Origin of the sequence: Flavobacterium sp. FlaQc-57, assembly GCF_044007395.1 — a bacterium.
In the GTDB taxonomy this organism is placed as follows: Bacteria; Bacteroidota; Bacteroidia; order Flavobacteriales; family Flavobacteriaceae; genus Flavobacterium.
On record NZ_JBIPDA010000006.1, the window covers coordinates 291,758 to 305,060 of the forward strand.

The following is a 13,303-nucleotide window of genomic DNA, read 5'->3' on the forward strand; positions in this document are numbered from 1 at the left end:
CCTGTTTCAAATCTGAAACAGGTTTTTTTTATATCCTTTACTTAAACAGTTCAATACTTTCTTTTATAAAAGCAGGTTCCCTCTCTCCCATATCCGTCAGTTTTTCTTTCAAAACCGACTTTAGTTCCTCAAAATTACTGTGATAAAAATCAGAAATACTACCAATTCTCTTGCCGTCTTTAAGAATAAAAAGAGATTCATAAACTCCTCCTCTTGCCGATTCAATCAATGTTATAAAACCATCTAACGTTTTAAAATCATAACTTACAGATTTTCCAACTCCAAAATAACGTTTTATAATTATCGCATCATTCTCAATTTCAACCTTAAACGCCCTGGTTCTAAAAACTGTGAGCCAAAAAAACGCTATAAATAATACAAATAAAACAGGCAAAAACATACCTGCCGCTATCGACTTAGCCGAAAAATAAACCGCCACTAATGGCAATATTGTAAAATAAGAAATCAAAAGAATCGGCCAAAATTTAAACTTAGATTTTATACTCATCATAACAAAAACTTCATTATTAACTCACTAATCAATCTATCGCAAAACAACGTCTTTCACCACCTCACGCCCTAATTCTTCATTAATCATTTTTACGATTTTAGATTTTCCATGACTTAACTCTTCTCTTAAAACAGCCGAACCAAGCTCTACATACAAAGTACTTCCTTTCAAAACCACATTTTTCGTATACGTATTTACACCATTCCCCATCAACTGTCTCCAGGCCTCTTTCACATCAATCTGATCCATTCCGGCACCCAATTTATTCACTTGGATAATCTGTTGCAAAACTGCTCCGATTGTCTGATTATTTAGTCTTTTTGCCATCTTCTAATAAGTTTATTGCTGCTGCTTTTTTATAATGATACTCTTTTTTTTCCTGATTCTTCACCACCAATTTCTCATCTGAAATCGAAATCAATTCCTCACTCCATTTTGCATAATCCGTTTTATAATCCAGAAAAACCTGCTCGCCTTTGAATCGAACCGAAACATTCTCAAAAGAATCACTTGTCAAAAAGGTTCCGTCAAACTGAGGCATCACTTTCTTTCGAATTCCTTTGTTGTTTTTTATATCAAAATAATCAAAACTCTCGTTCATTCCGTAATCTTTCTCTTCCCCTTTTTCAAAAACTACTTTTTCAATTTCCCAATAGCCATTTAATTTCGTAATATCAGCGGTTTTAATTTCTTGCTTGCAACTCACAAACAAGAGCGATAAAACCAAAATCATAAAAGTGTTTTTCATAGTCTATTTATTAAAATTCAAATATTATCAATCTGGTCGAAGTCCAAGAGCAAGAAGCAATTCCTTCTATCCGTTAAATCATTTATGGCCATAAAACGTTGAAGCCGCCATAAAAAAAATGCCGTTCCCATCAGGACACAAGCTTTGGTTTTCAAAAGATTTTTTTATGACGCAAAGTTAACCTTATAAAATTCAAAAGAAAAAAAAGTTTCCCAAAACAAAAATAAGATTAGCAACAAATTATAAACAGTCCAAAACAATGGAAACTGCAACTTTGCTGAAATCTTATTAATAGGAAATTAATGCTTTGTATTAGCAACAATTATTTTGTACGCAATCTTTTTAGAATTCCCATAAAAAAAAGAATCAGTCCTAAAACTAATAAAACATAGTAAGAAGATAAACTTTTATCTCTTATTACATTTGCCAACACAAAACAAATAACGCTGCCAAAATAAAAAGTTAGAGGCGTAATATTTTTTAAAGAAGAAAAATTCATGCTATTATTTAAAAAAACTATCAACAAATTCATACTTATTAAAGACCTGTAAATCTTCAATTCCTTCACCAACCCCAATGTACTTTACAGGAATCTGAAATTGGTCAGAAATACCAATTACAACACCACCTTTTGCTGTTCCGTCAAGTTTGGTTACAGCAAGAGACGTTACTTCAGTTGCGGCCGTAAATTGTTTCGCTTGTTCAAAAGCATTTTGGCCAGTAGAACCGTCCAAAACCAAAAGTACATCATGAGGCGCATCAGCAACAACTTTCTGCATAACTCGTTTTACTTTTGTAAGTTCGTTCATTAAATTGATCTTATTATGCAAACGTCCTGCTGTATCGATAATAACAATATCGGCATTTTGAGCTACAGCCGATTGTAAGGTATCAAAAGCAACAGAAGCAGGATCGCTACCCATATTTTGTCTCACGATTGGCACATCAACACGATCTGCCCAAACTTGCAACTGATCAATAGCAGCAGCACGAAAAGTATCTGCAGCTCCTAAGACCACTTTATAACCCGCCTTTTTAAACTGATAAGCAAGTTTACCTATTGTTGTTGTTTTACCAACTCCGTTAACACCAACCACCATTAAAACATATGGTTTTTTATCCTTCGGTATTTCAAATTCAGTCGCTTCGCCAGTATTAGTTTCAGATAATAAGGCACCTATTTCTTCACGAAGAATCTGATTTAACTCATCTGTACCTAAATATTTATCTTCAGCGACACGTTTTTCTATTCTTGAAATTACTTTTAGTGTAGTATTTACTCCAACGTCTGAAGCCACCAGAATTTCTTCCAGATTATCCAGAACATCGTCATCAACTTTCGATTTTCCGGCAACGGCTTTACTTAACTTTGAAAAAAAAGTAGTTTTTGATTTTTCAAGACCTTTGTCTAAAGTCTCTTTTTTATCAGTAGAAAATAATTTTTTAAAAAAACTCATTTTTTATAGGTTGTTAGTTTTTTAGATTATACAATTTTACAATCTAAATAATCCTTAATATTTAAAGAAACCTAAAATTAACAATGTTTCTTTAAATTTTAGACAAATATAAAAAATAAAAAAGCTACTTCCGAATGAAAGTAGCTTTTCTATATAATGTGATTGTTATTATTTCTTTTTCAAGAAAGTATCAACTTCTTCAGGAGCCATAATAGATTCTACGAATGTATATGCACCAGTTTTAGGAGATTTCACCATTTTGATGGCTTTTGATAATCTCTTTGAAGCTGTTTGTAACGATGCTACGGTTTTCTTTGCCATGATTCAAATGTTATTTGAAGCTTTTATAAAACTCGAATGGCAAAACCATTGAGACCTATAAAATCTCGAATTATTACTTAATTTCTTTGTGAACAGTTACGCGTTTCAAGATTGGATTAAATTTTTTAATCTCTAATCTATCCGGAGTATTTTTTTTGTTCTTAGTTGTAATGTATCTTGAAGTACCTGAAACACCAGAAGTCTTGTGCTCAGTACATTCTAAAATTACCTGGATTCTATTACCTTTCTTTGCCATCTTGCTATATATTTATTTAGGAAAAGATTATTTGATAAATCCTTCTGACTGCGCTTTTTTCAAAACAGCAGAAATTCCATTTTTATTAATTGTTTTTATCGTAGATGCTGCTACTCTAAGAGTAATCCATCTATCTTCTTCTGGAAGATAAAAACGCTTTTTAACTAAGTTTACAGAAAACTTTCTCTTAGTTTTGTTCATAGCGTGAGAAACGTTATTTCCTACCATCGCTCTTTTACCTGTAAGGTCACAAACTCTTGACATTATACTTATCTTTTATCGTTATTCAAAATCAGGGTGCAAAGAAAAGAAAAATAAACGATTGAAACAAAAAATTACAACACATTTTTTAAAATTTCTTTCTGTAAAATTTCTAAACTCTTAATTGTCGCTCTATCTATCACTTTTTCACGTGGTTGGCCAAAGTTAAATTCTTCAACAATTATACCATCCGGAGTAGCCAAAGCGATAAAAACAGCACCAATTTCAGCATCTGAATCTCCTTTTGACGGTCCGGCGTTACCAGTTGTCGCAATTGCATAGTCTGTTTTTAGTATCTCTTTCACATTCAAAGCCATAGCCGAAGCAACCTCAGCGCTAACTACAGAAAATTCATCTACCAAATCTTGCGAGACACCGAGAACACTAACCTTAACCTCGGTTGCATACGAAACTACACTGCCTTTAAAGTAGTTAGAAGCTCCTGGAACCGCTGACAAAATTGAAGCAACTTTTCCTCCCGTAAAACTCTCAGCAGTCGAAATTGTTTTATTTTGTTTTGTTAAAATTTTTCCAACCACAGACTCTATGGTCTCATTTTCTTCATAACCTACTATGATATCATGAATTATAACATCTAAAGATTTTACATTTTCTTCGATCGCCCTTTCCAATTCTTCTTTATTTGTTCCTCTTGCTGTTAAACGCAAACGAACTCTTCCCGGGTTTGGTAAATAAGCCAATTTGATAAAATCAGGCAAATTATTCTCCCAATCTTCAATACGCTCTGCAACTAAACTCTCTCCTTGACCATACGTTAAAATGGTTTTATGAATAATATACGGGCGCTTGTATTCTCGAACTATCTTCGGAATTATCTCTTCTTCAACCAGATATTTCATCTCATACGGAACCCCTGGAAGCGAAATAAACACAGTATTCTCTTTCTTCATCCACATTCCCGGCGCAGTACCAACCTGATTATGTAACACCGTACAAGTAGACGGAACAAGGGCCTGATCTTTATTTAATTGTGAAATTGGCCTTTTATAAAACCCTTCTATCATCTCAGTAACATGAGCCAGCACTTCCGGATTCACAACTAACTCATCATCAAAATATTCACAGAATGTTTTTTTAGTCACATCGTCTTTCGTCGGACCTAAACCGCCTGTTACAATTACAACATCTACTTTATTTTGTAATTGCGCAAAAGTATCTAATATGTGTTTTTTATCATCACTTATCGAAATCATTTCATGAACTTCGACCCCAATTCGGTCAAGTGATTTTGCAATAAATCCTGAATTTGTATCTACAATTTGGCCAATTAAAATTTCATCTCCAATTGTAATAATAGTTGCTTTCATAGTAATAAAATTTTTCGCTTACCATTATTGTAAGTCATTATTAGAAAGTAGGTTGTTATTGCTCTGATTTTCGTTAGAAGTAGAAAAAGCGTCTTTCAAAACAAAAAAGTACGCTACACAAAATTTTCAGAAGCAAAAGATATGGTATCCTGAATTATCAGGAATACACAACTCTTACCCCTTTTTTTTTAAGGCAAGAGTTGGGTATTATTGAGATTTTACAAATCAAAATCTTTTTTAATTTCTTTGATTGCATCTTTTACCTGCACTTTTATACTTTTAAAAGTTTCGATAATATCTTTTTTCTTGCCTTCTGCTTTTGTCCAAGCTTCGACTTGCAGAATTTCTTCAAAAGCCACATTTAAACCCATTAAATCTAACGTAGGCTTTATTTTGTGCGCATATGAATAGGCATATTTATGATCCTTTTTTTTAATTCCTTCTTTGATTTGCTTTAAATCTTCTGGAACTTCGGTAACAAATAATTTTAGAATTTCGTTTACAAATTCAGGATCGTTATCTGAAAGCGCATACACTTTCGAAAGGTTGTACTTTAAAGCCATTATTTTACTTGTATTCTGAATAATTTTTTATCTTCTAAAAAGCCCTCTAAAATATCATTTGGCTTAACTGAGGCAACCCCCGCAGGTGTTCCTGTAAAAATAATATCTCCAATCTTTAATGTAAAGAATTGCGATACATATGAAATAAGTTCATCAATTTTCCAAAGCATTAAACTCGTATTTCCTTTTTGAACTGTTTGAGAATTATTTGTCAACTCAAATGTAAGATTTTCCATCGAAATAAAATCGCTTTTAGGCAAAAAGTCTCCAATAACTGCAGAACCATCAAATGCCTTCGCTTTTTCCCACGGCAATCCTTTCGCTTTTAATTTATCTTGTAAATCTCTTGCCGTAAAATCAATACCTACACTTATTTCCTCGTAATATTTATGAGCAAATTTCGGTTCAATATACTTTCCTACTTTATTGATCTTAACAATTATCTCAATTTCGTGATGAATTTCTTCAGAGAATTCCGGAATTACAAACGGATGCTGCTTCAACAAAACTGCCGAGTCGGGTTTCATAAAAACCACAGGCTCTGTTGGTCGTTCGTTTTTTAATTCCTCAATATGATTGGTATAATTTCTACCGATGCAAATTATCTTCATTCTTTTTATGAGTTGCTAAGTCACCAAGCTACTGAGGTTCTAAGAAACTATGCATAAAAAACTCAGCATCTTAGAACCTTAGTAACTCAGAACCTTATTTTGTGTTTAACTTTCTTAATTTAATCGCCGTTAAAACCTTTTTAGTGTACAAAGGAAAATCAGCATTTTGAATCCAGCTGAAATATCCAGGTTCTGTTTCAAGAATTTTATCCACTTTAGCACCTTTATGTTTTCCGAAGGTAAAGATCTCTTCGTTATCTTTATCAAAAGCAATCATCCCGGCAAAGTCAGCGATTTTTTTTCTTGTGGTAAATTCAGACAATGATTTCATATCATTTTCCAATTCAGGATAACGATCTAACTGCGCTTTTAGAATTTCATAGGTCGCCATTGTATCCGCTTCTGCAGAGTGTGCATTTTCAAGATTTTTTCCACAATAAAATTTCAAAGCAGCACTTAGAGTACGCTCTTCCATTTTATGAAAAATAGTTTGCACATCTACTGAAACTTTATTTTTCATATCAAAATCAACTCCTGCACGAAGCAATTCTTCAGCCAATAAAGGAATATCAAAACGATCTGAATTAAACCCACCCAAATCACTGTCTTTGATCATACTATAGACCTGAGGTGCCAATTCTACAAAAGTAGGTTCATTGGCTACTTTTTCATCTGTAATACCATGCACAGCGGTTGTTTGTGGAGGAATTGGAATTGTTGGATTCACTAACCAGGTTTTACTTTCTTTATTTCCGTTTGGAAAAACTTTGAATATCGAAATTTCTACAATTCGATCTTTACCGATATCAATTCCGGTAGTTTCAAGATCAAAAAAGCAAATTGGTTTGTTGAGTTTGAGTTCCATTTTTTAATTTTATAAGATTACAAATGTAATTTTTAAAGCCGAATTTCCTCTTTTATTCTTGATTTTTTTAAACAAAAAATGGGTCAATTTTGCGATTTTAACTTTTACAATCGCTCTAAAAGAGAGTCAAGGTTCTTTTCTTAACCTTTTCCTACAAAACAAAAAACCCGAAAAATCATTACAATTTTTCGGGTTTGAATTTATTTTTAAATGTTTTAGAAATCTCTATCAACATCAAAAGCTTCTAAATACTCGGCCACTCTTTTTACAAAGCTTCCTCCTAATGCACCATCGACAACTCTGTGATCGTAAGAATGCGAAAGAAACATTTTTTGACGAATTCCGATAAAATCACCTTCTGGTGTCTCGATAACTGCCGGTACTTTACGAATTGCTCCAAGAGCTAAAATACCAACCTGAGGCTGATTAATAATTGGAGTTCCAAAAACACTTCCAAAAGTTCCCACATTCGTAACTGTGTAAGTTCCGCCTTGTGTATCGTCTGGTTTTAATTTTCCAGCTTTTGCACGGTTTCCTAAATCATTAACCGCTTTAGCCATTCCAACTAAATTTAACTGATCTGCATTTTTAATTACAGGTACAATTAAGTTTCCGTTTGGTAAAGCCGCAGCCATTCCTAAATTTATATTTTTCTTTTTAATGATATAATCACCATCAACAGAGATATTCATTCCCGGGAAATCTTTTAATGCTTTTGCAACTGCTTCCATCATAATTGGCGTGAAAGTCAACTTCTCACCTTCTCTCTTTTCGAAAGCAGTTTTAACTTTTTCTCTCCATTTTACAATATTCGTCACATCAACCTCAATAAACGATTGTACGTGAGCTGAAGTTTGTACTGAAGCCGTCATGTATCCTGAAATCAGTTTACGCATTCTGTCCATTTCGATGATTTCATCACCTCCATTTACAGAAACCGGAACTGCTTGTTGACTTTTTTGAACCACTGGTTCTGCCACTTTTGGAGCAGCAGCAACAGCTTTTGGAGTCACAACACCAGCTTTACGGTCTTCAATATATTTTAAAATATCTTCTTTTGTTACGCGGCCATCTTTTCCAGAACCTTGAATATTTTCAAGCTCTGCAACAGAAATCCCTTCTTCTTTTGCAATATTTTTTACTAATGGAGAAAAGAATTTATCCGATCCTGAGAAATCTTGCGGAGCTGAAACCTCTACTTTTACAGCTTCAATTGTTTTTTCAATTTCTGCAGCTTCTGCTGGAACAGCACTTTCTACTGTCACTTTTTCAGCAGGCGCATCACCTTCCGTTTCAATTATCGCAATGGTTTGCCCTACCTGAACTAAATCATCTTTACCAAATAACTGTTCAACTAAAATTCCTGAAACTTCGCTTGGTACTTCACTATCAACCTTATCAGTCGCAATTTCAAGTACAGCTTCATCAGCTTCAATTTTGTCTCCTACTTCTTTCAACCAGTTGGTAATAGTTGCTTCAGCGACACTTTCTCCCATTTTAGGAAGCTTTAATTCAAATCTTGCCATATTGTTAATCTAAAGGATGATTTTGATTTTCTGATTGCGAAATTACTGAATATTTTAAATATAAATTACACTTAATATAATTTTTTACTCAATTTTTATAATTTGCCCCCTATCATTTCTTGAATTACTTCCAATAATAAAATTTGTGTTTTTGGGGAAAATTTTAAAAGTAATGTTCTTATCTTTAAGAGTTTCTATGATTTTGATACATTTTTTAAACGAAACATACTGATTATCTAAAATAATCTCAACTCTTTTACCCTTAAAAACCTGGGACGAATTTACCATTTTTTCTTTTTTGAATTCTAAAAACTCTACTTTATTTTTTAATATAAGGGGTAATTTTTCAGACAAAATTTTATTTGAAGAGTAAAAAACAACACTTTCTGGTCTTGGTTTTGATTTCGTTTTTCCCTGAAACATTTTCACAAAAGAAAAAAACCAAATTCCGATTTGGATAAAAAATGTAAAAAACCATGATTTTTTAAAATGCTTTTGATAGAAAAAATTCATGGCTTCCTGAAAGCGTTTCATGTATTTTTCATCTTTAAGAGTACTTTCTCCTTTATAATGTAAAACTGTTGTTTCGTGGAAATAATAGTTTGATTTCTTTTTTTGTAATACTCGATACGACAAATCGATATCATCAGCATACATGAAACACTTTTCATCAAACCCTTCTAATTCTAAATACAAATCGCGTTTCAGTAACATAAAAGCGCCTACTAAAATCTCAACTTTACCCGTTTCTTCCTGTCCTAAATGCTGTGCATAATATTGGTTAAAAAGGTTACAGTTTGGAAAAACTTTATACAAACCAAAAACTTTTGTAAAAGCAACCCAAGGCGTTGGTATTCCGCGTTTACTTTCCGGCAAAAAACTTCCTGTTCCATCAATCAATTTACAACCAATAATACCTAAATTGGTTTGCCTTTCGGCGAAAGCCAAAATTTTGATAAAAGTATCTTCAGCAACAACGGTGTCAGGATTTAAAATACAAATGTAATCTCCGCTAGCTTGCTCTACTCCTATATTATTTCCTTTTGGAAAACCAAAATTGCTTTTATTTTCTATTAATTTTACGTTTGGAAACTTATTTTTCATCATCAAACAACTCTCGTCAGACGAATCATTGTCGACTACAATAATTTCTGCATCAAGTGTCGTAAGTGCTTCCTGAACACTTAAAACACACTGTTCCAGAAAGTAACGTACGTTATAATTAAGAATAATTACCGATAATTGCATGAAAAATATAGGAATTGTTTTTTTGGAAAGTTAGAAATTTTCGGCCAAACCTAATCGCAATGACCAATCGTTTTTACTAACTCCAAAATCGAGCACCAAATTACTGTTGTTTTGCTTGTTCCATTTAATACGCAAACCGGTTCCTACAGCAGGATTCCACTTTTTAAAATCGTAGGTGTCCAACTTTGATACTGACGAAATATTGGTGAAAAATACGGCTCCTAAAAATCCGTTTTTAGTGATATCTGTTCTGTATTCAGTTTCGAAATAAATCAATGCATTGCTTCTAAATCTATTTCGGGTAAAACCTCGACCTGTTTTACCGTCGCGATCCCAACCAATACTTGGTAAATCGAGATAATGGGGTTTTCCTCCAAAAGTAGACCAATAAAAAGCCCGATAAGCCAAAACTCTGTGTTTGTATTTATTAAAAGAATGGTATTTTCGAGCATCAAAATAAATTGATTTCCATTTGTCGCCATTTACGCCACTCGTATTAATTCTATAATCGGCTTCGACGTACAAACCTTGTTCAGGATTGACGTTGTTTTCTCTGGAATCGTACAAACCTTGTATGGCAACTCCAAAAGAATTTTCGTCAGAGAAGTCTCCATTCATATATTTCGAATAATCAGTTTGATCTTCTATATAAGATTCTTCAGAAATATTCTGATAATTGTCCAACAACAAGCCCAAACCCAAACGAAAATCACCAATTATTTTGCGAGTTGCAAATTGATAAAAACGCCATTGTTGATAATCTAATGTTGACATTTTTTTATCTGTATTATGTCCGCCTAATCCGTAAGTAGGCTGCGGATAAATCATGTAGCGATAATCTCCTATAAAATTCCAATTATTATCTTTTGTATAAATATAAGACTGAATGGGAAAAACGTATTGTTTTGTAAAACTAAAATAAGGCGAAAATGAAACCTGAGACATTTTTGTCGTTTTGCTGTCTCCGAGATAAAATGTCGTTAAAAACGAAACCACTAATCCTGCACTTTTATTTGCATCTATTGGCACAGGAAGCAAAGAGAATGCCACCTTTTTATCCTGATTTATTCTTAATGAATCATTTTTATGGAAAAGCTTGTACAATACATCTAAAATGTCCTTTTTATCCTCATTAGAAATAGTATCATTTTGCGAGTAACAAAATGGAGTCAGAAAAAAGAGAAACAAAACGATTAGGTATTTCATACTTTCATTTCATAAGGTTTTCAGAGACAACTTCTTACAAATTTAAAATTTAATTTAAAACAAAGCTCATTTTAAAAATAATAAATAGAGAAAACACTTACGCAATTCTAAAAAGCTATATTTTTGATTTTGAATACAACTTGATTTTTATGAAAAAGAAAACATTGCTTCATATTAACTCTTTGCTTTTAATGTTTGTTGCTGGATTTTCCATCCTTAGTTTTACTACTATTCAAAAAAAATCAGATTCTGATAAAGACTTAGTAAAAACCTCAACTTGGTATATTGCCGGTCCGGCCAATGAAAATCAGGAAATGATTAACAATGTGCGCGAAAAAAAAGGAATAATAAAAATCACTTCGAAGGATAAACCCATTGGCGAAATTGAGCTGAATGTTTTAATTACGCCCTCAGATTCAAATGATGGCGCTCCTACTAATTTATCTGATCACTCAAAATTTGTGTGTATTACTTATAAATCCTCGCATCTAATAAAACTACAAGCCCGAGAAGGAAATGAAGAAGGAACTGGTTGTGTACACGGAGGTTCGCACCCGAGAGTAGACATTTTACCTTCACCGAAAAAATTCACAACGATTAAAATTCCGTGGTCGGCTTTTAAACAAGATGGTTTGGTTAACGGAAAACTTTTAAATATTCATAATCTCTGTAAATTCAATTTCGTAAATTACAATCCTGTTTCTGGAGCCTTTTTAGAAATAAAATCTGTTATCGTTCAAAAATAAAAAACATGAAAACAAGACTTTTTCTTTTACTTTTAGTTGTCGCACTATTTTCAAATTTCGGCTATAGCCAAAAAAAATCAGTATCTCAAAAAATTGACATTAATGGTGTTTGGGAAGATATTAATCCTGATGTTAAGAATGCAGTTGTTATTATCTCAGAACAAAACGGAAAAGTTATTTTCTCACATTACTTAGAATGGAAAGGGCAAAAGTTTGTAGAAAGCGGTATAGGAAAACGAATAGGAAACACAATTGGCTATACTGTAGATGTCACTTTACCTATCAAAGGCTGGGCAACTGCAGGCACTCACACTTTAACATTATCGGAAGATGGCAACACGCTGGAAGGAACTTTTGTAGACAACAAAAAAAGAACCGGACCGATTGCGTTTAAGAAGATAAGATAGAAATAGTTTCAAGTTGCAAGTTATGACTGAACCTGAAACTTGAAACTATTTATAAGTGCAATTGAATTTTATATTTGTTACATATTTTCATCACGTACAGCATTATTATTGAAAAAACTAGCGCCCATATAATTCCCGGAACTCCTTCTCGAAAATATCCTGGAATAATATGAATTCCTGATACTTTACACAAATAATAAATCACTCCAGGTAAAATGTAAATCAACAATGGATTAGCAGCTGCCGGCATGAAAAAATTACTCCATTTTGTCTTCTTTTTAATTTCCATTAACCAATAAAGAAAATAAAATAAAACAGTACAAATTGTAGCCGAAAACATTGTCCAGGACGGAGTTCCCTTTATTTTTGAAATTCCAAAATAAGGCCTTAACAAATATCCTGTTGCAAAAAACAGAACTGCAAAACCAATTACTGCCCAATTAATTTTTGCTGGCACTTTTCGATCGAAAAATAATAATGAAATTACTACTCCGGCTGTAACTACTGAAGCGTGTGTTAAGTGTCCGGCGATAAAACTAAACCAAGGTATATCTTTCAATGCTGCTCCTTCAGTAAGGTTTACAACATTTGCAGCAACAGCAATTACTAAAAAAGCAATCATTGCCCATAATCTTCCGCCAGCAATCCAATAATACATTACTGTAACAAGATATGCCCAACCAATTAAACCAAGAATTCCCCACCATTTTGGTGTCATTCCGATTTCGCCAGTATCTTCCTGAACATATAAAAAATAAAGCGCTACTAAAACTAACATTCCGCCATACTGCAATATATTCTTTATCCAAATCGGAAAATCTTTGGCGTATTTATTCCAAATCGGAATTGGCATTGCGTAAGCTAAAAGTCCCCATAGAGCAGGCGTTATAAACATTTTTGAAGCATCATAACCTTCAGCAGCATTGACCATAAAAACACCAATAATTATTAAAGCCAAAGCCCTTTTTAAAGTATGCGTCCAAATCGTTCTGGCGCTATCACCTTTAAGTAATCGTGCATTAAAAGCAAACGGAACCGACATTCCGACAATGAATAAAAAAGCTGGAAAAACAACATCAACAAAAGTCATCGCATCAGCATAGGCAGGCATATGTTTCATCCATTGCGGGACATTTACTATACTTGCCAATTCATTTACAAAAATCATAACAAAAATTGTGATTCCACGTAAAGCATCTATCGAAATAATCCTTTGGTTGTATAAATTTTCTTTTATTTTCATAAATCG

At 33.1% G+C, this 13,303-nt stretch carries 17 protein-coding genes; 2 read left to right on the plus strand and 15 right to left on the minus strand.

Annotation, left to right across the window (positions count from 1 at the left end; translation table 11 throughout):
- Positions 1-37 precede the first annotated feature (37 nt).
- From ACHRVZ_RS18475 to ACHRVZ_RS18540, 14 genes are all read right to left on the minus strand, one after another.
- A complete protein-coding gene (locus ACHRVZ_RS18475; protein WP_395424362.1) occupies positions 38-511 on the minus strand; it encodes a hypothetical protein in 474 nt (157 codons plus the stop codon).
- Positions 512-544: 33 nt separating this feature from the next.
- Positions 545-838, minus strand: coding sequence for a DUF721 domain-containing protein (locus ACHRVZ_RS18480; protein ID WP_395424363.1), 294 nt, complete (start codon positions 836-838; stop codon positions 545-547).
- Positions 819-1,259, minus strand: a complete 441-nt coding sequence (locus ACHRVZ_RS18485; protein ID WP_395424364.1) for a hypothetical protein — start codon at positions 1,257-1,259, stop codon at positions 819-821. The genes ACHRVZ_RS18480 and ACHRVZ_RS18485 overlap by 20 nt, the downstream gene beginning before the upstream one ends.
- A gap of 503 nt (positions 1,260-1,762) precedes the next feature.
- Complete coding sequence (ftsY, locus tag ACHRVZ_RS18490) at positions 1,763-2,716, minus strand: signal recognition particle-docking protein FtsY (RefSeq protein ID WP_395424365.1); 954 nt, start codon at positions 2,714-2,716, stop codon at positions 1,763-1,765.
- A 168-nt stretch (positions 2,717-2,884) separates the two neighbouring features.
- Complete coding sequence (locus ACHRVZ_RS18495; protein ID WP_072961632.1) at positions 2,885-3,037, minus strand: DUF4295 domain-containing protein; 153 nt, start codon at positions 3,035-3,037, stop codon at positions 2,885-2,887.
- Positions 3,038-3,110: 73 nt separating this feature from the next.
- Positions 3,111-3,293, minus strand: coding sequence for a 50S ribosomal protein L33 (rpmG, locus tag ACHRVZ_RS18500; RefSeq protein ID WP_047778459.1), 183 nt, complete (start codon positions 3,291-3,293; stop codon positions 3,111-3,113).
- Between the two features lie 27 nt (positions 3,294-3,320).
- Positions 3,321-3,557 carry a 50S ribosomal protein L28 gene (gene rpmB / locus ACHRVZ_RS18505; RefSeq protein ID WP_007805815.1) on the minus strand — a complete coding sequence of 79 codons (237 nt, stop codon included), beginning with the start codon at positions 3,555-3,557 and terminating at the stop codon, positions 3,321-3,323.
- 71 nt (positions 3,558-3,628) lie between these two features.
- Positions 3,629-4,882 (minus strand): CinA family nicotinamide mononucleotide deamidase-related protein, encoded by a 1,254-nt coding sequence (locus ACHRVZ_RS18510; protein ID WP_395424366.1) that lies wholly within the window; start codon positions 4,880-4,882, stop codon positions 3,629-3,631.
- A gap of 218 nt (positions 4,883-5,100) precedes the next feature.
- On the minus strand, positions 5,101-5,445 hold the full coding sequence (locus ACHRVZ_RS18515; protein ID WP_012026948.1) for an Hpt domain-containing protein: 345 nt from the start codon (positions 5,443-5,445) through the stop codon (positions 5,101-5,103).
- Positions 5,445-6,056: a fumarylacetoacetate hydrolase family protein gene (locus ACHRVZ_RS18520; RefSeq protein WP_395424367.1), complete on the minus strand. Its 612-nt coding sequence runs from the start codon at positions 6,054-6,056 to the stop codon at positions 5,445-5,447. The genes ACHRVZ_RS18515 and ACHRVZ_RS18520 overlap by 1 nt, the downstream gene beginning before the upstream one ends.
- A gap of 94 nt (positions 6,057-6,150) precedes the next feature.
- Positions 6,151-6,921: an exonuclease domain-containing protein gene (locus ACHRVZ_RS18525; protein ID WP_395424368.1), complete on the minus strand. Its 771-nt coding sequence runs from the start codon at positions 6,919-6,921 to the stop codon at positions 6,151-6,153.
- A gap of 215 nt (positions 6,922-7,136) precedes the next feature.
- Positions 7,137-8,447, minus strand: a complete 1,311-nt coding sequence (locus ACHRVZ_RS18530) for a dihydrolipoamide acetyltransferase family protein (protein WP_395424369.1) — start codon at positions 8,445-8,447, stop codon at positions 7,137-7,139.
- Positions 8,448-8,531: 84 nt separating this feature from the next.
- Entirely contained in the window at positions 8,532-9,695 is a 1,164-nt protein-coding gene (locus tag ACHRVZ_RS18535; protein WP_395424370.1) for a glycosyltransferase family 2 protein, read from the minus strand.
- Between the two features lie 30 nt (positions 9,696-9,725).
- Entirely contained in the window at positions 9,726-10,901 is a 1,176-nt protein-coding gene (locus ACHRVZ_RS18540; RefSeq protein WP_395424371.1) for a BamA/TamA family outer membrane protein, read from the minus strand.
- A gap of 149 nt (positions 10,902-11,050) precedes the next feature.
- Between ACHRVZ_RS18540 and ACHRVZ_RS18545 the strand changes: the two genes are divergently transcribed.
- Positions 11,051-11,647 (plus strand): hypothetical protein, encoded by a 597-nt coding sequence (locus ACHRVZ_RS18545; protein ID WP_395424372.1) that lies wholly within the window; start codon positions 11,051-11,053, stop codon positions 11,645-11,647.
- A 5-nt stretch (positions 11,648-11,652) separates the two neighbouring features.
- Complete coding sequence (locus ACHRVZ_RS18550) at positions 11,653-12,054, plus strand: hypothetical protein (RefSeq protein ID WP_395424373.1); 402 nt, start codon at positions 11,653-11,655, stop codon at positions 12,052-12,054.
- 49 nt (positions 12,055-12,103) lie between these two features.
- Here the strand turns inward: ACHRVZ_RS18550 and ACHRVZ_RS18555 are convergent, their stop codons facing one another.
- Positions 12,104-13,297 carry a DUF5009 domain-containing protein gene (locus tag ACHRVZ_RS18555; protein ID WP_395424374.1) on the minus strand — a complete coding sequence of 398 codons (1,194 nt, stop codon included), beginning with the start codon at positions 13,295-13,297 and terminating at the stop codon, positions 12,104-12,106.
- Positions 13,298-13,303 lie beyond the last annotated feature (6 nt).